Source organism: Nocardia sp. CS682 (assembly GCF_004634405.1).
Lineage (GTDB): Bacteria > Actinomycetota > Actinomycetes > Mycobacteriales > Mycobacteriaceae > Nocardia > Nocardia ninae.
The window spans coordinates 3045838-3068027 of sequence record NZ_CP029710.1; the positions used below are offsets into that span (position 1 = coordinate 3045838).

Here is a 22190-nt window from a genome sequence, read left to right on the forward strand (position 1 = left end):
CGGGGGTATGTCTCGGAAGGCTCGCGCCGGGCGCGCACCGGGCGGGTAACGCCGAGTCATGACGGTACGTCCCCCGGTTCGTGCGCCGAGTCGGCCCCCGCCGATGACGGCGCCGCAGGCGGGGTCGACCCGTTCCCGGTGGCCGCCGCCGACGTCGCACCCGACACCGGATTCGGTTCCGGCGCAGGCGAAACCGGAGCGGCCTCCAGCTCGACCTGCCGCACGACGGCCTGCTTGCGCACCGGCTCCAGCGGCAGCGGGCTGACCCCGAGCTTCTTGCCGCGCACCAGCGGCAGCGTCAACCGGAAGCTCGCGCCGACGCCGACCTCGCCCCAGGCCTCCAGCCTGCCTTCGTGCAGGTTCGCATCCTCCACGCTGATCGACAGGCCGAGCCCGGTGCCGCCGGAGCGGCGCATGCGGGACGGATCCGAACGCCAGAACCGGTTGAAGACCAGCTTCTCCTCGCCCGGCCGCAGCCCGACGCCCTGGTCGCGCACCACCACCGAGACCGCGTTGGCGTCGACGTCGCCGCGCATCCTGATCAGCACCGGCTTGCCCTCGCTGTGGTCGATGGCGTTGGCCAGCAGGTTGCGCAGCACCCGCTCGACCCGGCGCGGATCCACCTCGGCGACCAACGGTTCCTCGGGCAGATCGATGACCACCTCGACGCCCGCGTCCTTAGCCAGGTGCCGCACCGTCGAGATCGCCGCCCGCGCACACATCCGCACGTCCAGCGACTCGACCTGGAGTTCGGCGACGCCGGCGTCGTGGCGGCTGATCTCGAGCAGATCGTTGAGCAGGCCCTCGAACCGGTCCAGCTCGTTGACCAGCAGCTCCGCGCTGCGGGCCAGCGCGGGATCGAGATCGTCGCTGCTGCCGTGGATCAGGTCCGCGGCCATCCGCACGGTGGTCAACGGGGTGCGCAGCTCGTGGCTGACGTCGGAGGTGAACCGGCGCTGCAGGTTTCCGAACTCCTCCAGCTGGGTGATCTGGTTGGACAGGCTCTCGGCCATCTCGTTGAACGCCTGCGCCAGCCGCGCCATGTCGTCCTCGCCGCGCACCAGCATGCGTTCCTTGAGCCTGCCGTCGGCGAAGCGACCGGCGATCCGCGCGGCCGAGCGGATCGGCAGCACCACCTGCCTGGTCACCAAGGCCGTGATGGCGGCGAGCAAGACGAGCAGCACGATGCCGCCGATCAGCATGGTGCCGCGGATCAGCGACAGGCTGCGCGCCTCGGTGGACAGCGGGAAGATGAGATAGATCTCCAGCGTGGGTATTTCGGTGCTCGGGCTGCCGATGATCAACGCGGGACCGCGGTAGCCGCTGGAGTCCGAGACCGTGGTGAACTGCCGGCTGACCTGGCCGCTGCGCACGAAGTTGCGCAGTTCGGCGGGCACGTCCTGGATCGGGCCCGCGGCGACCTCCTGCTGGCCGCTGTCCACCATCACCAGCGCGACGTCGTAGCTGCCCGCGACCCCGGTCTGCGGGCTACCGTCGCTGGAGAGCGCGTTGCGCGCCTCGACGAGCCGATTGAGCTGGGTACCGGTGTCGTGCGTACCCACCAGCTGGCTGTGCGCCGCGTTGCGGGCACGGACCATCTCCTCGACCGCCGCGTTGATCTTGGTGTCCAGCATCCGGTTGGTGATCTGATCGGTCAGCACCACACCGAGGATGGTGATCACGATCAGCGACAGGGTGATCGTCGAGACCGCGACCCGCAGCTGCAACGAGCGCTGCCAGAGATGACCGAGCACCGTACCGAGCTCGGTGAATCTGGCACCCACCGCTGCCAGTCGCCGCTCCAGTTTGTTGCTGGAGCGATCGATCACGACCGAGCCTCGTCGGCGCTCGATGCCTCCGTCCGCACGAACACTGCCAGCACTCGCTCAACGCGACGGATCACGGCGGTCCGGCCTTGTAGCCGACGCCACGGACGGTCAGCACGATCTCCGGGTTCTCCGGATCCTTCTCGACCTTGGCGCGCAGCCGCTGCACATGCACGTTGACCAGCCGGGTATCGGCGGCATGCCGGTAGCCCCAGACCTGCTCGAGCAGCACCTCGCGGGTGAACACCTGACGCGGCTTACGGGCAAGCGCGACAAGCAGATCGAACTCGAGCGGCGTCAGCGAGATCTGCGCACCGGCGCGAGTCACCTTGTGCGCGGGCACATCGATCACGATGTCGGCGATCGACAACAGCTCGGCGGGCTCGTCCTCGGTGCGCCGCAGCCGGGCACGCACCCTGGCGACGAGTTCCTTCGGCTTGAACGGCTTGACGATGTAATCGTCGGCACCGGACTCCAGACCGAGCACCACGTCGACCGTGTCGGTCTTCGCGGTGAGCATCACGATCGGGACTCCGGAATCGGCCCGCAACACACGGCATACATCGATGCCGTTCATGCCGGGCAGCATCAGGTCCAGCAGCACCAGATCGGGGCGGATCTCGCGAACCGCCGCCAGGGCCTGTGTGCCGTCGCCGACCACATGCGGGTCGAACCCTTCCCCGCGCAAGACGATCGTGAGCATCTCTGCGAGCGCCATATCGTCGTCGACGACCAGAATCTTCGGCTTCATAATTACTATGGTGTCATCTCCCAGGCCAGGATCGGGCTGCCACGCCAACACTGGTGTGAACCCGCCGCACATCTAACCCTAGCGGGTAATCAAATCCGCCAATCGCGCAGCCAATGTGGCTGGATCGTCACCTGATCGGAATATCCACCACGGCCCATACCAGTTGTGTTGAGCCAGCTCACGGTACACCGCGAGGGTTCGCTGCTGAAGTTGTCCGTCCCGTTCATAAGCGTCGAGCGCGCGGCTGTGGTCGAGCTCACCGCGCTTGCGCGCCCGTTCGGCCGCGAGTTCGGGCGAAACGTCCAGCAACACCTGCACCGCGGGCGTCGGCAGCGCGAACCGCTCGTACTCCAATTCGCCTATCCAGCCGACGATTTTGCCGTCGGCCTGCTCGCCGAGCCGGGCCGCGTTGTAGGCGGCATTGGAGGCGACGTACCGGTCGAGCAGCACGATGTCGTTGTCCGCCAACAACTTCGTCAGTTCGTCGCGTGCCTGCGCCCGGTCCAGCGCGAACAGCAGCGCCATCGCGTTGACCGACGCAGCGAGGTCACCGTGCGCGCCGTGCAACGCCTCCGCCGCCAGATCGGCGTGCACCGAACGGCCGTAGCGCGGAAACGCCAGCGAGTCGATTCGCAGTCCGGCGTCCCGCAATTGGGTCGTGACGGCCTCGGTCAGCGTCCGCTTGCCCGCACCGTCGAGCCCCTCGATGACAATCAGCGCGCCCATGGCACGCAGGGTACCGAGGGTGCACCGCGGGTCGCGCCGCGGCCGGAGAAACGCGAAGGCCGCCGGATCCCGTGGATCCGGCGGCCTCCTGTCATCTCATGTCATCGCGCCCGAGGCATCGAGACTCAGTAGCGGTAGTGCTCCGGCTTGAACGGTCCGTCGACGTCCACGCCGATGTACTCGGCCTGATCCTTGGTGAGCTTGGTCAGCTCGCCGCCGAGCGCCTCCACGTGGATCTTCGCGACCTTCTCGTCGAGGTGCTTGGGCAGGCGGTAGACCTCGTTGTCGTACTCGTCCGGCTTGGTCCACAGTTCGATCTGCGCGATCACCTGGTTGGAGAAGCTGTTGGACATGACGAACGACGGGTGGCCGGTGGCGTTGCCCAGGTTCAGCAGGCGGCCCTCGGACAGCACGATGATCGACTTGCCGGAGTCCTGGAACGTCCACTCGTCGACCTGCGGCTTGATGTTGATCCTGGTCGCGCCGGAACGCTCCAGTGCCGCCATATCGATCTCGTTGTCGAAGTGACCGATATTGCCGAGGATCGAGTGATCCTTCATCGCCTTCATGTGCTCGAGGGTGATGATGTCCTTGTTGCCGGTCGAGGTGATGACGATGTCGGCGTCGCCGATCGCCTTCTCCACGGTGACCACGTCGTAGCCGTCCATCAGCGCCTGCAGCGCGTTGATCGGGTCGATCTCGGTGACCTGCACCCGGGCGCCCTGTCCGGCAAGCGATTCCGCACAGCCCTTGCCGACGTCGCCGTAACCACAGATCAGCACCTTCTTGCCGCCGATGAGCACATCGGTGCCGCGGTTGATGCCGTCGATCAGCGAGTGGCGGGTGCCGTACTTGTTGTCGAACTTCGACTTGGTGACCGAGTCGTTGACGTTGATCGCCGGGAACACCAGCTCGCCCGCGGCGGCGAACTGGTACAGCCGCAGCACGCCGGTGGTGGTCTCCTCGGTGACGCCCTGCACCGAATCGGCGATGGCGCTCCACTTGCCCTTGTCGGTCTCGAAGCGCTCGCGCAGCAGGTTGAGGAACACCTTGTACTCGGCGGAGTGGTTCTCGTCCTCCGGCGGCACCACGCCGGCCTTCTCGAACTGCGCGCCGCGCAGCACGAGCATGGTGGCGTCACCACCGTCGTCGAGGATCATGTTGGCCGGCTCGTCCGGCCAGGTGAGCATCTGCTCGGCGGCCCACCAGTACTCCTCCAGGCTCTCGCCCTTCCAGGCGAAGACCGGGGTGCCCTTGGGCTCGTCGATGGTGCCGTGCGGGCCGACCACGACGGCGGCCGCCGCGTGGTCCTGGGTGGAGAAGATGTTGCACGAGGCCCAGCGCACCTGCGCGCCCAGCGCGACCAGGGTCTCGATCAGCACCGCGGTCTGCACGGTCATGTGCAGCGAGCCGGAGATGCGCGCGCCCTGCAGCGGTAGCACCTCGGCGTACTCGCGGCGCAGCGCCATCAGGCCGGGCATCTCGTGTTCGGCCAGCCGGATCTCCTTGCGGCCGAATTCGGCCAGCCCGAGATCGGCCACCTTGAAGTCGATGCCGTTGCGCACATCGGCGGTGAGCTCGGTTCGCGCGGGAAGTTCTGAGGTCGTCATAGCCTCTATCTGCCTCTCCTGGTAAGTCGGTACCAACACGCAAGGTTAGTCGCTGGCGCGGCGGGTGGGTACACCGTACTCACCCTTGCTAGCTTGGCGCGATGCCGAACCTTCGCGCCATCGTCACGACCGCGGTCGCCGGGTCGCTCGCCCTCGGTCTGAGCACCGCGTGCGACAGCTCAGCGGACTCGTCACCGGCTACTGCGCCGCGAACAGTGGAGCTGCAGGCGCACCGCGGCGGACGCGGTCTGACCGTCGAGGAGTCGCTGCCGGGCTTCAGCAAGGCGATCGAGCTGGGGGTGAGCACGCTGGAGCTCGACATCGTGCTCACCAAGGACAAGATGCCGATGATCTGGCACGACCCGACGGTGCTCGCGACCAAGTGCGCGGACACCGCGCCGGTCACGCCGGACGATCCGCAGTTCCCCTACGTGGGCAAGCTGGTGCACGACCTGACCTACGCCCAGACCCAGACGCTGGACTGCGGCAAGACCCTGGCCGACTACCCGGACCAGCAGGGGCTGCCCGGCAACAAGATAGCGACGCTGCCCGCCCTCTTCGATCTGGTCAAGACCTACCGGGGCGCACACCTGCGCTACAACATCGAGACCAAGCTGGAGGCCGAGCACCCCGAGCAGTCGGCGACGCCGCAGGAGTTCGTGGACGTCATCCTCAGCACGGTCGCCGCGGCCGGTGAGACCGGCAACGTCGGCATCCAGAGCTTCGACTGGCGCGCACTTGCGCTGGTACGCAAGGCGAATCCGACGATCCCCTTGGTGGCGCTCTACGACGACACCACCTTCGTGGCCGGCTCGAAGTGGCTCGGCCCCATCCGCTACGAGGACTACGCGGGCGATCCGCTCGGCGCGGTGAAGGCGCTCGGCGCCAATGCCGCCTCGCCCGGTTACTCGGTCCCCTACGGCCGCAAGGCGGGTGAGCGCGGCTTCGAATTGGTGGCCGATCGGGCCTATGTCGAGCGCGCCCATGAGCTGGATCTGCGGGTGATCCCGTGGACGGTGAACGACAAGGCCACGATCGCCGCGCAACTCGATACCGGCGTGGACGGCGTGATCACCGACTACCCCGACCGGATGCGGGAGGTGTTGCAGGAGAAGGGTTTACCCCTGCCTCCTGCCTACCACCGCTGAGCCGGGGTGAGCCGGTGACCTATGCCGCGCCCGACTCCCGCACGTCGGACTCCGCCGGGTTCGACTGCGCCGAACCGGAATGCGGCGTGACCGTCTGCGCCGACGTGCCCTTGGCCGAATTCGCCTGGGCCGCACCGGTCAGCGTGGCGACGGTCCCGTAGGTCTCCAGGATCCGGCGCCGCTTGCGCGGGTGGATATTGGCCTTGGTGACGTCGCCTTCGTAGTGCTCGAGCACCCGATGGTCCATCACCGCCCGCCACAGCGGCGGCACCACGGCGAACAGGATCATCGTCGCGTAACCGGCGGGCAACTGCGGCGCCTGCATCGAACTGCGCAGCGTCTGGTACCGACGTCCCGGATTGGCGTGGTGATCGCTGTGCCGCTGCAGATGGAACAGGAAGATGTTGGTGACCAGCCGGTCACTGTTCCAGCTGTCGCGCGGCGAGCAGCGCGCGTAGTTCCCGTTCGGCTTCTTTGCCCGCAGCAAGCCGTAGTGCTCGATGAAGTTCACCGTCTCCAGCAGCGACGCGCCGATCACGGCCTGCAGGATCAGCCACGGCAGCACGCCGATACCGAAGAGCGCCATGAGGCTGCCGAACAGCACCACGCTCATCGACCAGGCCTGCAGGATGTGGTTGTGCACGCTGAACCAGCGCAGGCCCTTGCGCGCCAGCCGCACCCGCTCCAGCTCGATGGCCGAGCGGAAGCTGCCGAACACGCTGCGCGGCAGGAACTCCCACAGCGTCTCGCCGAGCCTGCCGCTGGCCGGATCCTCCGGCGTCGCCACCCGCACGTGGTGACCACGGTTGTGCTCCACGAAGAAATGGCCGTAGAACGATTGCGCCAGCGCGACTTTGGCCAGCCAGCGCTCCGCGTGCTCGACCCGGTGCCCGAGCTCGTGCGCGGCGTTGATGCCGATGCCGCTGACGAAGCCCAGCGTCGCGGCCAGGCCAAGCTTGTCGACGATGCTCAGCTCGTGCCCCGCCCACATGTAGCAGGCGATGAGCAGGCCGAGCAGCTGCACAGGAAGGAACAGATAGGTGCACCACCGGTAGTACCGGTCGTTGCTCAGCAACTCGTAATCCTCATCGCGCGGGTTGGTGCCGTCCTCGCCGACAACCCAGTCCAGGACCGGGATGACGATCAACACGATGATTGGACCGATCCACCAGAACACCCTTGCGCCCGTCTGCAACACGAGTTGCGAGGGCAGGAGTGCGCTCAGTGGAGCGATCAGCCCGAAAACCCATAAGTGTCGTTTGGGATCTGAAGATACCGCCGGTTTGCCAACCGTTTGCACGTTTGCCCCGCTAAATAGGAACCCTAACTCCGATGTACGAGAATAGTTCCAGACTGTACGGCTGTTTCGCAGACCTTGACGGTTGAAACGTGATGAGCGTTACAGCTATGGGGGCTAGCTTTTAAGTGGGCTCACATGTAGTTGAAGCCCTGGCTTACTCAGCGCAAACGGACCGGGGTTCTTCAGGGGTGGATCAGTGCTCGATCCGGGCGGCCAGAATCGCTTCGACGTATGGACTCAGCAACGCACTCAACTCCGCGGGCGCGTCTCGGCCGGGACCGGGCGGCGTCGGGATATAGCTCAGCGCGATGCGCACCAGCGCGTGCGCGATGATGTCCGATTCGGCCGCCGTGGCCGCCACCCAGCTGTGCTGGAACGCCAGCGACAGCCGGCGGGTGGCTTGGTCGAGCAACGGTCCGGCGTCCAGCGTGATCAGCCGCAACAGATCCAATTTCACCTCGCCCGCGAGCAGCGACTGCACCAGCGGGTCGGCCGCGGCGTCGACGAAGAAATTGGTCATGCCCTCGCGGAACGCCGCGCGGACATCACCGACATTGCCGGTGATGGCCGCGTCGACGTGGTCGACCAGATCGTCGGCCAGGCGCAGTGCGTAGGACTGCGCAAGGCCACTGCGCGAACCGAACTCGTTGTAGAGCGTCTGCCTGCTGACTCCGGCCTTGCCCGCCACGTCTCCGAGGGTGATCTTGGACCAGTCCCGTTCGGTGAGTAGCTCGCGCATGGCATCGAGGACCGAGGCGCGCAGGAGTTCACGCGCCGCCTCCTGATAAGGGATGCGGGTTCCGGAGCGCGGCATACCGGCGACACTGTCACGGGCGGTTGCCGCAGTCAAAATCTCACGACCGTTCGATTTCGACCATGTAGAAGTCGGCCTTTGCCGCGCCGCAGTCCGGACAGGTCCAGTCGTCGGGGATATCGTCCCAGCGGGTACCCGCGACGATCCCGTCCTCCGGCCAGCCTTTGGCTTCGTCGTATTCGAAGCCGCATTGAATGCACTGGAACAGTTTGTAATCGTTCATCGGACGGCTCCCGTCGGTTCGAAGTCGATCTTTTCCCGGACGCCGCAGTCCGGACAGCACCAGTCGTCGGGAATCTTTTCCCAGGACGTTCCCGGCGGGAAACCTTCGTGTGGCTCGCCCTTTTCCTCGTCGTACACGTATTCACAGACCGGGCAGCGGAAGCGATTCATCCCCGCACCTCGCCGGTCGCCGTACCGCCCTGATAGCGGGCGAGCACTTTGTCCCGCTTGGCGGGGTGGATGTTCGCGAGCGTGATGTCGCCGTGATAGTGCGCGAGCACCCGCTTGTCCATTACCCGGCGCCACAGCGGCGGGAAGTAGGCGAGCAGGATCATGCTGGCGTACCCGCTCGGCAGGTTCGGCGCGCCGTCCCAGCTGCGCAGCGTCTGATAGCGCCGGGTCGGGTAGGCGTGATGGTCGCTGTGCCGCTGCAGGTGGTACAGGAAGATGTTGGTGACGATGTGGTCGCTGTTCCAGCTGTGCACCGGCGCGGGCCGTTCGTAGCGGCCGGATGCGGTGCGCTGGCGGACCAGACCGTAGTGCTCGAGATAGTTCACCGCCTCCAGCAGGCTGAAACCGATCACCGCCTGGAGCACGAGATACGGCAACAGCTCGATCCCGAACACCGCGACCAGCGCCGCGTACAGCACCGCCGACATCAGCCAGGCGCTGAGCACCTCGTTCTTCAGGCTCCACGGTTTCTTGTCGAGCCGGGCCAGGCGGGCCTTCTCCAACCGCAGCGACGAGGTCAGGCTGCCCCACACGGTGCGCGGCCAGAAGGCCCAGAAGGTCTCGCCGATACGGGAACTCGCGGGGTCCTCCGGTGTCGCGACGCGCACATGGTGGCCGCGATTGTGCTCGATGTAGAAATGCCCGTAGAAGGACTGGGCCAGTGCGATCCGGGACAGCCAGCGCTCCAGGTGCACTTTCTTGTGGCCCAGTTCGTGCGCGGTGTTGATGCCGATGCCACCGAGCATGCCGACCGTGATCGCCAGGCCGATCTTGTCGACCAGGTGCAGACCGTTGTCGAAGCCGAGCCAGCTCACCTGATCGGCGGTGATCAGATAGCAGGCCATGACCAGTGACGCGTATTGGAACGGCAGATACAGGTAGGTGAGATAGCGGTAGTACTTGTCGTGCTCCAGATACTCCATCACCTCGTCCGGCGGATTGTCACCGTCGGGTCCGAAGAAGATGTCCGCCAACGGAATCAGCACGTATACCAGGATCGGGCCGAGCCAGAACGGTACCTGCGCCAGCGTCTGCCAGCCGATCGCGTTGAGGGCCAGGATGATCGGGATGCCGATCGTGAAAAGGCCGGTGGGGGCGAACAATCCCCATAGCCACATGTAGCGCTTGCGATCGCGCCAGTCCGGGGTTGCCACCGGCTGCGCGGACGTGTCGGCCTCTGTCGACATCGTTGTCTCCCATCCAAAAGCGGCACGTCACGTGTGACGTGCGTTACCTCTGAAATGGACGATAGAGATCGATTTGTCGTTTGTCTAGACAAATTCGCCAATTTGTAAAGCAGAACGACCGGCTCCGACACAAACACCCCGGTCGGAGCGATCTCCGGCCGGGGTGTTTGTTGTCGAGGGGAGTTACCGCAGCAGCACTTCGGCGTTCTCGGGCAGCGCGTCGACCGGCCACCAGCGCAGGTCGGTCGACTCCGCGCTGCGCACCGGGACGGCGCCAGCGGGCGCGGTGATCCGGAACAGCAGATCGAGATGCCTGGTCGGCACCCCGAGCGAGCAGGTGATCGAGTGCGCCTGCGCGCCATACAGTTCCGGTTCCATCCGCAGACCGCTGATGCCCGACTCCTCGGTGGCTTCGCGCAGCGCGGCATCGGCGACCGTGTCGTCGCTCTCCTCGCAGTGCCCGCCGAGCTGGATCCAGGACCCGACCCGCGGATGCAGAGTCAGCAGGACCTCGCGTTCGTCGTGCGAGAACACCACCGCCGAGGCGGTGATGTGGCCCGGCACGTGCTCACGCAGACAACCACGCGGGGCCGAGCCGAGGAACGCGAGCATCGCGTGCCGCAGCGACTGGTCGTAATCCGCGCCGGGCGACCATTTTTCGAGCAGCTCGATGGCCGAGGCGTGCAGGGAATCCGCGCTCACAGCTCGACCAGTCCGAAACTTGCGCCGGGCACCGGGCGCGGCCGGAGTTCCTCGATCGGGTGGCCGATGGCGATGGCGCCCAACGGATTCCAGTTGTCCTCGAGTCCGAGGACCGCGCGGGTGATCTCCGGCGCGAAGATGGTGGAGCCGATCCAGCAGCTGCCCAGGCCCTCGGTGGCCAGCGCGACGAGCAGGCCCTGCACGGCCGCGCCGACCGCGACGGTGAACATGGTGCGCTCGTCGGCGCGGCGCCGCTCGTCCGGATAGTCGTGCGCGCCGTCCGGCACGCAGAACGGGATGATCACCTCGGGTGCGTCGAAAAGGATTCGGCCACGGGCGATTCGGCGCTCCACCCGATCGGGTGCCAGGCCGTCCGCGGTGAGGTCGGCCCGCCACTTGTCGGCCATCTCCGTGAGCAATCGAGTCCGCAGCTCGGCGTCGCGCACCCACACGAAGCGCACCGGCCGGGTGTGGTGCGGCGCGGGCGCGGTCAGTGCCACCGCGACGGCGGCGCGCACGCGGGCGGGATCGACCGGTGCGTCGGCGAACTGCCGGATCGAGCGGCGCAGCAGCACCGCCTCGCGGCGTCCCTGCTCGATCGCCTCGGCGGTGCCGAGCCAGAACAGGTCGTCGGTGCCGCCGCGCAGCAGATCCGCGGCACTGGACCCGTCGTCGGTGACCGGCAGCCCGCGCACCACCGCGACCGGCACGCCGCCGAGCTTGCCCTTCACCAGATCCGCCGCGGCGGCCAGCTCGTCCGCGATCGCAACCTGAGTGACGTGCAGCTCGTTGCCCTGCCCGTCGACGGCGCCCGCGTAATCGTGCAGCACCCGCAGGCCGGCGGCGCCGATCGCGGCGTCGGTCTGGCCATTGCGCCAGGCCCGGCCCATGGTGTCGGTGACGACCACGGCGACCTGCACGCCGAGCCGCTCGGCCAGCGCCGACCGCAAGGCCTTGGCGCTGGCGTCGGGATCGGCGGGCAGCAGAACCAGTTCGCCCTGTTCGACATTGGAGCCGTCGATGCCGGACGCCGCCTGCACGATGCCGAGCTTGTTCTCGGTGATCAGGGTGCGGCCCTTGCGCGCGAGCACGCGCACCGCCTCCTGCTCGACCAGGGCGCGCCGCGCGGCGTCGCGTTCCTCTGGATCCAGCGGCACGTCGACGAGGCGGCCCTCGACCTTGGCGACGATCTTGCTCGTCACCACGAGCACGTCACCGTCGGCCAGCCACGGCGCGCGGTCCGCGATGTGCGCGGCGAGGTCGTCGCCGGGCCGGAACTCCGGCAGGCCGGTGATCGGCAGGATGCGCAGTTCCCCTGCGGCATGGTCATTCACATACTCATCCTGACTCACGGCTTCACCCCCGCAAGGTCCAGAGCCTCCCGCACCATCTCGGCGGTGGTCGGCGGATCGGTCATCAGCAGCGGGACGCTGCGCACCTCGACGCCGGGCACGTCGGCGGTGTCGGTGGTGTGGATCAACCAGCCGTCCAGGATGCCGGTGGCCGAGCGGGCGCCGTAGTAACGGCCGATCGCCTCGGCGGTCGTCTCGACCCCGATCACCGACAGACACTCATCGGCCATGCCGCGCAGAGGTTTGCCGTCGATCACACCGGATATACCAATAACTTTGGCCGCAGTTGTGCGCAGCGCGCCACGAATGCCAGGCACCGCCAAGATGGCGCCGATGCTCACCACGGGGTTCGACGGAGCGAGCAAGACCACATCCGCGGACTCTATGATCTCGATCACATTCGGGGCCGGTTTGGCGTCCTCGGCCCCAATTGTGGCGAATCCATGGGTCTGGATGTTCGCGCGATAGCGAACCCACCACTCTTGAAAATGGATCGCGCGACGTTCGCCAGGGTCGTCCGGGTCGGTCACAACCACATGCGTTTCACAACGATCGTCGGTTGCCGGGATCAATTTCACGCCCGGCTGCCACCTGTTGCAGAGGGCCTCGGTGACCGCGGAGAGCGGGTACCCGGCGCGCAGCATCTCGCTGCGCACCAGATGCGTGGCGAGGTCGCGATCGCCGAGCCCGAACCAGTCCGGCTGCGCGTGATACTTCGCCAGCTCTTCCTTGGTGTGCCAGGTCTCGTCGAGCCTGCCCCAGCCGCGCTCGGTATCAATGCCGCCTCCGAGGGTGTACATGCAGGTATCGAGGTCAGGACAGATTCGCAGGCCATGCATCCAGACGTCGTCGCCGACGTTCACGATCGCGGAGACATCGGCATCGGGCAGCAGTTCCCGCACGCCCTGGAGGAAGCGGGCGCCGCCGACACCCCCGACCAGTACGGCAATCCTCGGGCCGCCGAGGGAGTCGCTGTCCGCTTGAAGGGAAGTCACATCCGCACAGCCTATGCGCTGTCGGACCGGGCGATGTTCGGGCTATAGTTGCTGGTCATTTGCCCTACTCCGACTCAAGATCATCTTCGAAAGCGTTCGCGGATAGTAACGGAATAGCGACGGCCGCTTGACCATCGACACGTCCGGCGTGTCTAATCACAGTCATGTCATTTCGGGTTCGCGCGAGAGTGCAAGGCGCGAACGGCTTTTCGAACAGATGTTCGCATCGAGATGACGAGCTCGGGGACGTCCGCGGGACAACGTCGCGGGGTATGGCCGTCGGTATGCGTGTTGGTCCGACGGAACGAATCATTCTGCGCTAACACACAGTGAGGAGGCGGAGCGATGGCCAATGAGATGGTCTCGCCGACCGATTCCACAGCAGGCGCAGCACGTGGCGTCTGCGCAGACAACGGCTGGAAGGATCGCGAGGGGGGTGACGAAGTCTCGGCGACCGTGCTCGGCTCGGGCGACGAAGTCTCGGCGCCCCGGCTCAGCCTGGTCGTCACGGGCTTCGACGAGATGTTCGAATCCATCGAAGAGCAGTGGCAGGAGCGTGCCCTGTGCGCACAGACCGATCCGGAGGCGTTCTTCCCTGAGAAGGGCGGCTCGACTCGCGAGGCGAAACGGATCTGCATGGGCTGCGAAGTACGCGACGAGTGCCTGGAATACGCACTCGCCCACGATGAACGCTTCGGCATCTGGGGTGGCCTCTCCGAACGAGAGCGCCGCCGCCTGAAGCGCGGCATCGGCTAGCCGACTTGGGTTGGCCCCCGAGTTATCCGCACGCGCGACAACTCGCTACGGCGACAACGGTTCTCGCGAACATACGGGTAGCTCCGGGGGTACGCCCGAGCCCCGGCGGCGCGCCCGCCGACCGGCCGAAGTAGCACTGGGTGCACGGGCCGGGTGCGGGCTGGCTAGGTTTTACCCATGGCACGTTCCCGTAATCGTCGTCCGCCGACCGCCCGGTCGGTGATCCGCCGTGGTCGCGGGGTACGTGGGCCGATGTTGCCGCCCACCGTGCCTGCGTGGCGCACCCGGGGACAGAAGTTCGATCGGCTGGTGCTCGAGGCGTTCGCACCGCTGGACACCCGCTGGCACGACCGGCTCACCAAACTCGATATCGCCGTCGATGACGTGCCGAAAATCCGTCCGCTGCACCCTGATTCGGTCACCTGGCCGGACGAGGTGGTCGCCGACGGACCGGTGCCGCTGTCCCGGCTCATCCCGGCAGGCGTCGACCGGCACGGCACCGCGACCCGCGCCAGGGTGGTGCTGTTCCGCAAACCGCTCGAGCTGCGCGCCAGCGACCCCGACGACCTGGTCGACCTGCTGCGCGAGGTGCTGGTCCAGCAGATCGCCACCTATCTCGGCGTCGATCCGGACATCATCGATCCGGAACCCGAGTAGAAATCACACCCAGCCGACCTCGCCTCGGTAACGAATGTTGTTGCGAGCGGCGATAACTGATTACCGACACCGCGTGCGCGGCCCGCAGACCGCGCACCGACACCGGCCCGGGCCGCCCGCGGCCCGACGCCCCGCGCCCGCCCGCGGCAGCCGCCGCGTGGCGGGAGTTTTTGCCCGAATCATGAGCGTGTCTATCCACATCGGACCGCCAGGAGGGTTACTCTCATCGGCGTGATCCCCATGCGTCGTTGCTGCCGTCCAGGTTGCAAGAATCCGGCCGTCGCGACGCTCACCTATGTGTACTCGGACTCGACCGCCGTAGTCGGACCACTCGCGACCGTCGCCGAACCACACTCCTGGGATCTCTGCGAAACGCACGGCTCCCGCATCACCGCCCCGAAGGGCTGGGAAATGGTCCGCCACGAAGGCGGGTTCTCCTCCAGCACACCGGATGACGACGATCTGACCGCGCTCGCCGAAGCGGTCCGCGAGGCCGGACTGCGCCGCCGCCCGCCGGAGCATGAACAGCGCGGCTACCGCGACTACGCCCCGCCGCCGCAGCGCACCACTCGCACCGGGCGCCGCGGACATCTGCGGGTACTCCCCGACCCGCCGTCCTGAACCACTGAGAACCGGGTCATCCCCCGTCAGCTCCGCCGCCCGCCATCCCCTAGGGTGGTGGGCATGACAGTCGCCCGCTCTGCCGAATTCGTAAACGCGGTGATCAAGGCTTACGACGTTCGCGGTGTGGTCGGTGAACAGATCGACGCCGAATTCGTCAGGGACATCGGCGCATCGTTCGCGAGGCTGATGCGTGCCGAAGGCGCGACGCGGGCCGTCATCGGACACGACATGCGCGAGTCCTCCCCAGGTCTGTCGGAGGCTTTCGCCGACGGCGTGCTGGCCCAGGGCCTCGACGTGGTGCACATCGGGCTCGCGTCCACCGATCAGCTCTACTTCGCCTCCGGCAGCCTGGACTGCCCCGGCGCCATGTTCACCGCTAGCCACAACCCGGCGCGCTACAACGGCATCAAGATGTGCCGCGCGAAAGCCATTCCGGTGGGCCAGGACACGGGCCTGGCCACCATCAAGACCGAGGTCGCCGAGGGCGTGCCCGGCTACGACGGGCCGCGCGGCACCGAGACCAGAACCGACCTGCTCGCCGACTACGCGGCGTTCCTGCGCGACCTGGTCGATCTCGGCGAGATGCGCCCGCTCACCATCGCGGTGGACGCGGGCAACGGCATGGGCGGCCACACCGTGCCCGCCGTGTTCGACGCGCTGCCGCAGGTGACCATCGTGCCGCTGTACTTCGAGCTCGACGGTTCCTTCCCCAACCACGAGGCGAACCCGCTCGATCCCAAGAACCTGGTGGACCTGCAGGACCTGGTGGTCAAGTCGGGCGCCGACATCGGTCTCGCCTTCGACGGCGACGCCGACCGCTGCTTCGTGGTGGACGAGAAGGGCGACCCGGTGTCGCCGTCCACCATCACCGCGCTGGTCGCCGAGCGCGAGCTCATCAAGGAGCCCGGCGCGGTCATCATCCACAACCTGATCACCTCGCACGCGGTGCCCGAGCTCGTCACCGCGCTCGGCGGCACCCCGGTGCGCACCCGGGTCGGCCACTCGTTCATCAAGCAGCAGATGGCCTCGACCGGCGCGGTGTTCGGCGGCGAACACTCCGCGCACTACTACTTCCGCGATTTCTGGGGCGCCGACTCCGGCATGCTCGCCGCACTGCACGTGCTCGCCGCGCTCGGCGAGAAGGATCGGCCGGTCTCGGAGCTGATGTCGGCCTACGAGACGTATGCGGCCTCCGGCGAGATCAACTCCACCGTGCCGGACGCGAAGGAGCGGACGCTTGCCGTGGTGGAGGCCTTCGCGGACCGGACGATCTCGGTGGATAGGCTGGACGGCGTGACCGTGCAATTGGCCGACGACGCCTGGTTCAACCTGCGCGCGTCGAACACCGAACCGCTGCTTCGGCTCAACGTCGAGGCCCGCTCAACCGAAGATGTAGATGCACTCGTAACAGAGATCCTGAGCATCGTCCGGTCCTGACTGGAATAGTGGAATCACAGGCCTTGAATTCGCCCGACTCGGGCCCGGCGTGGCAGCTGACCCGGGTGCGAGCGAAGGCGATAACGACTCAGCGCGATGAGGGGAGGTGGGACGCCCGATGATCGCTGGAACACCGGTGCTCGACCTCGACGATGCCGCTTCGCTGGAGGCGGCCGATACCGGCGGCGCCCTGCGCTCGGCCGCCTCCGGCGGCGCTCAGGTCCGGGCCACCGCGGCAGCAGTCGGTGAGGACGCGCTCGCGCGCCTGGCCGGTCTGCGCCCGCGCAGCGTGGTCCTCGTCTCCGGCTCCGGCCGCGCCGCGCGCGCCGCGAGCCTGCTCGTCGCCACCCTGGGTGACCGCGCGGGCCTGCCCGTCGTGCCCGTCACCGCGCTGCCGCCCTGGGTCGGCCCGCTCGATGTCGTCCTGGTCGCCGGTGACGACGCGGGCGACCCACGCCTGACCGACGCGGTCGACCGGGCGCTGCGCCGCGGGGCCGAGGTCGTCGTCGCCACCCCCATCGAAGGACCGATGCGCGCCGTAGCGGCCGGCCGGGCCGCCGTGCTGGCACCTCGGGTCCAGGTGCTCGATCACAACCGCCTGCTGCGCTTCCTGGCCGCCGGAATCGCCGTCCTGCGCGCGGTCGACCCCGCCCGCAGCGGCACGTTCGTGCCCGACCTCACCGAGCTGGCCGATGTGCTCGACGCCGAGGCGTTGCGCGCCGGACCCGGCAACGAGGTCTTCCGCAACCCGGCCAAGACCCTCGCCTCGCGCATGCATCAGCGCGGTGTGGTGCTGGCCGGCGACTCCCCCGCCGCGGCCGAGCTGGCCGAGCACGGCGCCGAGGTGCTGCTGCAGTCGGCGGGCCGGGTCGCCACCGCGGTCGATCTGGCCGAGGCGGTGGCCGCCAAGACCCGAATGGTCGAGGCCGCAGGCGAATCCGCGCCCGGCTTCGATCCGATGTTCCACGACGAGGAACTCGACGGCCCGATGCAGGTCGAGCGCATGCGGGTCTTCGTGCTCAGCATCGACCCGGACCAGTCGGCCGCGCGGCGCCGGATCGCGGTGTTCGGCGGCACCGGATCCAGCCTGGTCGACGCCGATCTGGTGAGCGCCGAGCTCGATCTGTTGCACACCGGCCTCACCGACCCCTCCCTGCCCACCCCGCCGCGCCCCGAGGAGCCCGCTCCCGGCGCCGGTGGTGAACTCGAACAACTCGCCGTGCTCGCGCTGCGGCTGGAAATGGCCGCCGCCTACCTACGGCTGATCGGAACCCGCGGTACCGCACCCGACAGTCGAGGGCAGTACGGGGGAAGCTACTAGTGCACGAACTCGTTGGTGCGTTGCGCTCGTATGCCTGGGGCTCGCGCACCGCGCTCGCTCAGCTGTGCGGCAGGCCGGTTCCGTCCGCGCATCCGGAGGCCGAACTGTGGTTCGGCGCGCACCCCGCCGACCCCGCGCACGTCCTGATCGACGACCGCACCCGCTCGCTGCTGGATTTCGTCGCCGAGGATCCGCAGCGCGAATTGGGCCCCGCCGCCCAGGAATTCGGCGGCAAGCTGCCATTCCTGTTGAAGATTTTGGCCGCCGAGGAGCCGCTGTCGCTCCAGGCGCACCCGAGCACCGCGCAGGCGCGCGCCGGGTTCGAACGGGAGAACCGCACCAAGGTGCCGTTCGACTCGCCGATGCGCAACTACCGCGACGACAACCACAAGCCGGAACTGGTGGTGGCGCTGGATCGGTTCGAGGCACTCGCCGGCTTCCGCGAGCCGCACCGCACCGTCGAACTGTTGCGCGCGCTCGACGTGGACGGACTCGCCTCGTTCGCCGATCTGCTTGCCGCGCAGCCGGATTCGGACGGCCTGCGCACCCTGTTCACCACCTGGATCACCCTGCCGCAGCACGTGCTCGCGACGCTGCTACCCGAGGTGCTCGACGGCTGCGTGCGCTACCTGTCCGGAAAAGGCAAGCGCGGGTTCACCCCCGAGGCGCGCACCACGCTCGAACTCGCCGAGGCCTACCCCGGCGATGCGGGCGTGCTCGCGGCGCTGCTGCTGAACCGGCTGACACTCGAGCCCGGGCAGGGTTTGTTCCTCGCGGCCGGCAACCTGCACGCCTACCTGCGCGGACTCGGCGTGGAGATCATGGCCAACTCCGACAACGTGCTGCGCGGCGGTCTCACGCCCAAGCACGTCGACGTGCCGGAACTGTTGCGGGTGCTCGACTTCGAGCCGATCGACCTGCCCGTGGTACTGCCGGAACCGGCGGGCGACGGCTCGGTGCGCTACCGCACGCCCGCGCCGGAGTTCGAGCTGCGCCGCTTCGATCTGACCGCGGGCTCGGCGCAGGTCCCGCTCACCGCGGCGGGCCCAGGCATCGTGCTGTGCACGGCGGGGTCGGTGCGGCTGCTGCACGGCGCGTCCGAGTTGACGCTGGAGCGCGGTGCCGCGGCGTGGATCTCGGCCGCCGACACCGATATTCGCGCCCGCGCCCTTGACGGCTCGGCCCAGCTCTTCTGCGCCTGCGTCGGCAAGGTGTGAGCCGGCGCGGTGTCGCCCCGGCCGGGTGATCACCTCCGGTATCGGGTATCCGATCTCGGCACACGCTAAGTTAGCCAGGTTCGGGCAATCGGAGAGAGGACATCCAACCCATGTCGGCTGGTGGTGGCAAGAAGGCGATTCTCGCCGCATTGACGGCGAACGCGGGGATCGCCGTAGCGAAGTTCATCGGTGCGGCGATCACCGGTTCGGCGTCGATGCTCGCCGAGGCGGTGCACTCGGTGGCCGACACCTCCAATCAGGGCCTGCTGCTACTCGGTCAGCGCCGCGCCGCGCAGGAGGCCGACGAGCTGCACCCGTTCGGGTACGGGCGCAATCGCTACTTCTACTCGTTCGTCGTGGCGCTGGTGCTGTTCACCATCGGCTCGATCTACGCGATCTACGAGGGCGTCCACAAGATCCAGCACCCGGAGGATCTGAGCTCGCCGATCGTCGCGATCGTCATCCTGCTGATCGCGATCGGGCTGGAGACCTACAGCTTCATGACCGCCATCAAGGAGTCCCGGCCGCTCAAGGGAAATGCGAGCTGGTGGCGGTTCATCCGCACCTCGCGTAGCCCGGAGCTGCCGGTGGTGCTGCTGGAGGACACCGGCGCCCTGGTCGGTCTGATCTTCGCCTTCGTCGGCGTCAGCCTGACGATGCTCACCGGCGACGCAATCTGGGACGGTATCGGCACCCTGGCCATCGGCCTGCTGCTCGGCGTCATCGCCGTCATCCTGATCATCGAGATGCAGAGCCTGCTCATCGGCGAGGGCGCCACCCCCGCCGAGGACCGCGCCATCCGGGAGAACCTGGCCGACGGCGCGCGCATCGAGCGCGTGATCCACCTCAAGACCCAGTACCTCGGCCCGGAGGAGATGCTGGTCGCCGCCAAGGTCTCGATCGTCGCCGATCTGGATATCGCCGATATCGCGGCCGCGATCAACGACGCGGAAGCCCGCGTGCGCGCCGCCGTTCCGGCCGCCCGGGTGATCTACCTGGAGCCCGACCTCTACCGCACCGAGAGCGTTTAAGGATTACGCAGCAGCGCCAGCGGGTCGGTGGTGATGCCGAACCGCTGGCGTAGGACGTGGCGGGCCGCGTGCAAGCCGGACATGCCGTGCACACCGGGACCCGGCGGGGTCGAGGCGGAGCACAGGTAGACGCCCGGAAGCGGTGTGGCGTAAGGGTTCCAGCGCGGTGCGGGGCGGAAGGCCCACTGGCGCAGGGTCATCGCGCCCGCAGAGATGTCGCCGCCGATGTAATTGGCGTTGTGCGCGGGCATTTCGGCCGCGGTGTAGACGTGCTTGGCGAGGATCAGGTCACGGAAGCCGGGCGCGAAGCGCTCGACCTGAGCGATGATCGTCTCGCTGATGTCGCGGGCCGAACCGTTCGGCACGTGCGCGTAGGTGTAGAGGGTGTGCTTGCCCGCCGGCGCGCGGGTCGAGTCGACCACACCGGGCTGGATGGTCAGCACATAGGGCCGTTCCGCGTGCTGGCCCGCGGCGACCGCGCGCTCGGCGGCCATCGCCTCGTCCCTGGTGCCGATCAGATGCAGGGTGCCTGCGCGGTCGAGGTCGGCGGCCTGCCAGGGCACCGGGCCCGCGAGCGCGAAATCGACCTTGCACGCGGCGCCGCCGTAGCGGAAACGCCGGAGCCGCTTGATGTATCGGTCCGGCAGTCGATGACCGGCGATGCGCAGCAATTCCGCGGGCGCGAGGTCGAGCACGACCGCGCGGGCGTCGTCGAATTGGCCGAGCGCGTCGATGCGGTGGCCGGTGTGCATCCGCCCGCCGAGGCGTTCCAGCTCGGCGATCAGCGCGTCCGGAATCGCCTGGCTGCCACCGCGCGGGATCACCCAGCCACCCGCGTGCGCCAGCGTGCCGAGCATCAGTCCGGCCCCGGCGGCGGGCACCGCACGCGGCGGAATGATCGCGTGGGTGGCGACGCCGGTCAGCAGCGCGGCGGCAGTGTCGTCGCGAAACCTGGTGTTCCACAACGGCGATCCTTGCTCGAGCGTCCGCAGCCCGAACCGCACCGCGGTCAGTAGGTCCTTGGGTGGTCGGCGCATATCCGACATCGCCAGGTCGACGATCGCCGCCCAGTGCGGCACCAGCGGACCGAACAGCGAGCGCCACGCGGCACCGTCACGGCCGAGACCGTCGACGGTCCGGTCCAGATCACGCCAGGCGATGCCGGCCGTGCCGCCGTCCATCGGGTGCGCGTAAGAGGCTTCCGGCGTGAGCAGTTCGACGCCGTGCGCCGCGAGATCGAACGCCCGGAAGAACGGGGAGGCCAACGCCATCGGGTGCGCGCCCGCGCACACGTCGTGCCGGTAGCCGGGCAGGGTCAGCTCCGCCGTCCGCGACCCACCGCCCGCCGCGTACTCGGCCTCGTAGACCTCCACGGAGAGTCCGGCCTTCGCCAGAATCACCGCGGCGGCGAGACCATTCGGCCCGGAGCCGACGACCACAACATCAGGCATATCCCCCACGCTACCGGCCCGCGGTCGGTGCTTGCCTGCCCGCGAAACGCGTTGCCACGGTGAACGGCGGTCGGACCTGCCGGATCGCGGCGAAGGTGTCGACTGTCACCCGCCGTGGTCGATTCGGTCCGCGGGAACAGGATTCGCCGCGGCAAGCGCGGTACGAGTCGGGTGCGGTCAGCCCGACGTCGCGCCGACCGCGGCCAGCCACTCGGCGACCAGGATGTCGAGGCGCTGCTCGCGCAACTCCGGGCGCAGGCGGGCACCGCGGTCCAGGGTCGCGAGGCCGTGCATCGCGCTCCAGGCCACCTCGGTGCGGGCGCCGAGCTCCGCCTCGTCGACGAACGGCCGGAACATCGCCTCCAGTTCCGCGAAGGCGTCCCGCAGCGTCTGCGACGCCTCCAGGCCGAACACGAGGTCGACGTTCAGCACGAACATGGCGTCGTAGCGGGCCGGGTTGGCGGCGGCGAAATCCAGGTAGGCGCGGGCGACGCGGGCCATCCGGTCGGCCGGACTCGTCGCCTCGGCGTGCGCCTGGTGCAGGACGACGGAGAGATCGGCGATTCCTTGCTCCGCGACCGCGGCCACGATGGCCGATTTGCCCGCGAAATGGCTGTACAACACCGGCTGGCTGTATTCGATGCGCTCGGCCAGTTTGCGTACCGTCACCGCTTCCCAGCCCTCTTCTTCGGCCAACTCACGCGCGGTATCGATGATCCGCTGACGACGTTCGGCTCGTTCACGTTCCTTGCGCGCCTGGAGGGTCATGCCCAAATTCTAGCAGCGCTAGACAACCTACCGAAGCTCCGTTATGGTTGCTCTCGAACCTAGC

General features: G+C 67.9%; 22 protein-coding genes. 8 read left to right on the forward strand and 14 right to left on the reverse strand.

Translation table 11 applies throughout. The annotated features are described in order from the left end of the window. Positions 1–56: 56 nt before the first annotated feature. The 4 genes from mtrB to ahcY form a co-directional block, all read right to left on the reverse strand. A complete protein-coding gene (gene mtrB / locus DMB37_RS13715; RefSeq protein WP_135233032.1) occupies positions 57–1829 on the reverse strand; it encodes an MtrAB system histidine kinase MtrB in 1773 nt (590 codons plus the stop codon). A 70-nt stretch (positions 1830–1899) separates the two neighbouring features. Further along, positions 1900–2577 (reverse strand): MtrAB system response regulator MtrA, encoded by a 678-nt coding sequence (gene mtrA / locus DMB37_RS13720; protein WP_040738310.1) that lies wholly within the window; start codon positions 2575–2577, stop codon positions 1900–1902. Between the two features lie 78 nt (positions 2578–2655). Continuing rightward, positions 2656–3303 (reverse strand): dTMP kinase, encoded by a 648-nt coding sequence (locus DMB37_RS13725; RefSeq protein ID WP_135233033.1) that lies wholly within the window; start codon positions 3301–3303, stop codon positions 2656–2658. Between the two features lie 125 nt (positions 3304–3428). Next, positions 3429–4913, reverse strand: coding sequence for an adenosylhomocysteinase (ahcY, locus tag DMB37_RS13730; protein ID WP_135233034.1), 1485 nt, complete (start codon positions 4911–4913; stop codon positions 3429–3431). 101 nt (positions 4914–5014) lie between these two features. Here ahcY and DMB37_RS13735 point away from each other — a divergent pair, with 101 nt between their 5' ends. Next, positions 5015–6061, forward strand: a complete 1047-nt coding sequence (locus DMB37_RS13735) for a glycerophosphodiester phosphodiesterase family protein (RefSeq protein ID WP_135233035.1) — start codon at positions 5015–5017, stop codon at positions 6059–6061. Positions 6062–6080: 19 nt separating this feature from the next. Here DMB37_RS13735 and DMB37_RS13740 read toward each other — a convergent pair whose 3' ends face one another. The 8 genes from DMB37_RS13740 to cofD form a co-directional block, all read right to left on the reverse strand. Next, positions 6081–7361 (reverse strand): alkane 1-monooxygenase, encoded by a 1281-nt coding sequence (locus DMB37_RS13740; RefSeq protein ID WP_135233036.1) that lies wholly within the window; start codon positions 7359–7361, stop codon positions 6081–6083. Positions 7362–7554: 193 nt separating this feature from the next. Beyond that, entirely contained in the window at positions 7555–8175 is a 621-nt protein-coding gene (locus tag DMB37_RS13745) for a TetR/AcrR family transcriptional regulator (RefSeq protein ID WP_135233037.1), read from the reverse strand. A gap of 40 nt (positions 8176–8215) precedes the next feature. Beyond that, entirely contained in the window at positions 8216–8398 is a 183-nt protein-coding gene (locus tag DMB37_RS13750) for a rubredoxin (protein ID WP_135233038.1), read from the reverse strand. Next, positions 8395–8568 (reverse strand): rubredoxin, encoded by a 174-nt coding sequence (locus tag DMB37_RS13755; protein WP_135233039.1) that lies wholly within the window; start codon positions 8566–8568, stop codon positions 8395–8397. The genes DMB37_RS13750 and DMB37_RS13755 overlap by 4 nt, the downstream gene beginning before the upstream one ends. Next, complete coding sequence (locus tag DMB37_RS13760) at positions 8565–9815, reverse strand: alkane 1-monooxygenase (protein ID WP_135233040.1); 1251 nt, start codon at positions 9813–9815, stop codon at positions 8565–8567. The genes DMB37_RS13755 and DMB37_RS13760 overlap by 4 nt, the downstream gene beginning before the upstream one ends. 183 nt (positions 9816–9998) lie before the next feature. Continuing rightward, positions 9999–10517: an NUDIX hydrolase gene (locus DMB37_RS13765; protein ID WP_135233041.1), complete on the reverse strand. Its 519-nt coding sequence runs from the start codon at positions 10515–10517 to the stop codon at positions 9999–10001. Then, positions 10514–11869 (reverse strand): coenzyme F420-0:L-glutamate ligase, encoded by a 1356-nt coding sequence (locus DMB37_RS13770; protein ID WP_135233042.1) that lies wholly within the window; start codon positions 11867–11869, stop codon positions 10514–10516. The genes DMB37_RS13765 and DMB37_RS13770 overlap by 4 nt, the downstream gene beginning before the upstream one ends. Next, entirely contained in the window at positions 11866–12864 is a 999-nt protein-coding gene (cofD, locus tag DMB37_RS13775; RefSeq protein ID WP_135233043.1) for a 2-phospho-L-lactate transferase, read from the reverse strand. Before cofD ends, DMB37_RS13770 begins: the two co-directional genes overlap by 4 nt. Positions 12865–13386: 522 nt before the next feature. Between cofD and DMB37_RS13780 the strand changes: the two genes are divergently transcribed. From DMB37_RS13780 to DMB37_RS13810, 7 genes are all read left to right on the forward strand, one after another. Further along, entirely contained in the window at positions 13387–13620 is a 234-nt protein-coding gene (locus DMB37_RS13780) for a WhiB family transcriptional regulator (RefSeq protein ID WP_029901515.1), read from the forward strand. A 177-nt stretch (positions 13621–13797) separates the two neighbouring features. After that, entirely contained in the window at positions 13798–14277 is a 480-nt protein-coding gene (locus DMB37_RS13785) for a metallopeptidase family protein (protein WP_167768837.1), read from the forward strand. A gap of 240 nt (positions 14278–14517) precedes the next feature. Beyond that, positions 14518–14898 carry a DUF3499 domain-containing protein gene (locus tag DMB37_RS13790; RefSeq protein WP_135237563.1) on the forward strand — a complete coding sequence of 127 codons (381 nt, stop codon included), beginning with the start codon at positions 14518–14520 and terminating at the stop codon, positions 14896–14898. A 63-nt stretch (positions 14899–14961) separates the two neighbouring features. Next, on the forward strand, positions 14962–16338 hold the full coding sequence (locus DMB37_RS13795) for a phosphomannomutase/phosphoglucomutase (RefSeq protein WP_135233044.1): 1377 nt from the start codon (positions 14962–14964) through the stop codon (positions 16336–16338). Positions 16339–16456: 118 nt separating this feature from the next. Then, complete coding sequence (locus DMB37_RS13800; protein ID WP_135233045.1) at positions 16457–17659, forward strand: tobH protein; 1203 nt, start codon at positions 16457–16459, stop codon at positions 17657–17659. Next, complete coding sequence (gene manA / locus DMB37_RS13805; protein ID WP_107659011.1) at positions 17659–18876, forward strand: mannose-6-phosphate isomerase, class I; 1218 nt, start codon at positions 17659–17661, stop codon at positions 18874–18876. Before DMB37_RS13800 ends, manA begins: the two co-directional genes overlap by 1 nt. A 110-nt stretch (positions 18877–18986) precedes the next feature. Further along, positions 18987–19907, forward strand: coding sequence for a cation diffusion facilitator family transporter (locus tag DMB37_RS13810; protein ID WP_135233046.1), 921 nt, complete (start codon positions 18987–18989; stop codon positions 19905–19907). Here the strand turns inward: DMB37_RS13810 and DMB37_RS13815 are convergent. Continuing rightward, the gene (locus DMB37_RS13815; protein WP_135233047.1) at positions 19904–21358 is read right to left on the reverse strand and encodes an NAD(P)/FAD-dependent oxidoreductase; all 1455 of its coding nucleotides are present in this window, start codon (positions 21356–21358) and stop codon (positions 19904–19906) included. The genes DMB37_RS13810 and DMB37_RS13815 overlap by 4 nt on opposite strands. Before the next feature lie 177 nt (positions 21359–21535). Continuing rightward, positions 21536–22126, reverse strand: coding sequence for a TetR/AcrR family transcriptional regulator (locus DMB37_RS13820; protein WP_135233048.1), 591 nt, complete (start codon positions 22124–22126; stop codon positions 21536–21538). Positions 22127–22190: the final 64 nt, after the last annotated feature.

Coding starts and splice junctions, on each gene's coding strand:
- DMB37_RS13780 (WP_029901515.1), top strand. CDS start 13,387: ATGTTCGAATCCATCGAAGAGCAGTGGCAGGAGCGTGCCCTGTGCGCA.
- DMB37_RS13800 (WP_135233045.1), top strand. CDS start 16,457: ATGATCGCTGGAACACCGGTGCTCGACCTCGACGATGCCGCTTCGCTG.
- DMB37_RS13810 (WP_135233046.1), top strand. CDS start 18,987: ATGTCGGCTGGTGGTGGCAAGAAGGCGATTCTCGCCGCATTGACGGCG.
- DMB37_RS13755 (WP_135233039.1), bottom strand. CDS start 8,568: ATGAATCGCTTCCGCTGCCCGGTCTGTGAATACGTGTACGACGAGGAA.
- DMB37_RS13750 (WP_135233038.1), bottom strand. CDS start 8,398: ATGAACGATTACAAACTGTTCCAGTGCATTCAATGCGGCTTCGAATAC.
- DMB37_RS13790 (WP_135237563.1), top strand. CDS start 14,518: ATGCGTCGTTGCTGCCGTCCAGGTTGCAAGAATCCGGCCGTCGCGACG.
- mtrA (WP_040738310.1), bottom strand. CDS start 2,577: ATGAAGCCGAAGATTCTGGTCGTCGACGACGATATGGCGCTCGCAGAG.
- DMB37_RS13735 (WP_135233035.1), top strand. CDS start 5,015: ATGCCGAACCTTCGCGCCATCGTCACGACCGCGGTCGCCGGGTCGCTC.
- DMB37_RS13745 (WP_135233037.1), bottom strand. CDS start 8,175: ATGCCGCGCTCCGGAACCCGCATCCCTTATCAGGAGGCGGCGCGTGAA.
- DMB37_RS13815 (WP_135233047.1), bottom strand. CDS start 21,358: ATGCCTGATGTTGTGGTCGTCGGCTCCGGGCCGAATGGTCTCGCCGCC.
- DMB37_RS13820 (WP_135233048.1), bottom strand. CDS start 22,126: ATGACCCTCCAGGCGCGCAAGGAACGTGAACGAGCCGAACGTCGTCAG.
- DMB37_RS13725 (WP_135233033.1), bottom strand. CDS start 3,303: ATGGGCGCGCTGATTGTCATCGAGGGGCTCGACGGTGCGGGCAAGCGG.
- DMB37_RS13760 (WP_135233040.1), bottom strand. CDS start 9,815: ATGTCGACAGAGGCCGACACGTCCGCGCAGCCGGTGGCAACCCCGGAC.
- DMB37_RS13795 (WP_135233044.1), top strand. CDS start 14,962: ATGACAGTCGCCCGCTCTGCCGAATTCGTAAACGCGGTGATCAAGGCT.
- DMB37_RS13785 (WP_167768837.1), top strand. CDS start 13,798: ATGGCACGTTCCCGTAATCGTCGTCCGCCGACCGCCCGGTCGGTGATC.
- ahcY (WP_135233034.1), bottom strand. CDS start 4,913: ATGACGACCTCAGAACTTCCCGCGCGAACCGAGCTCACCGCCGATGTG.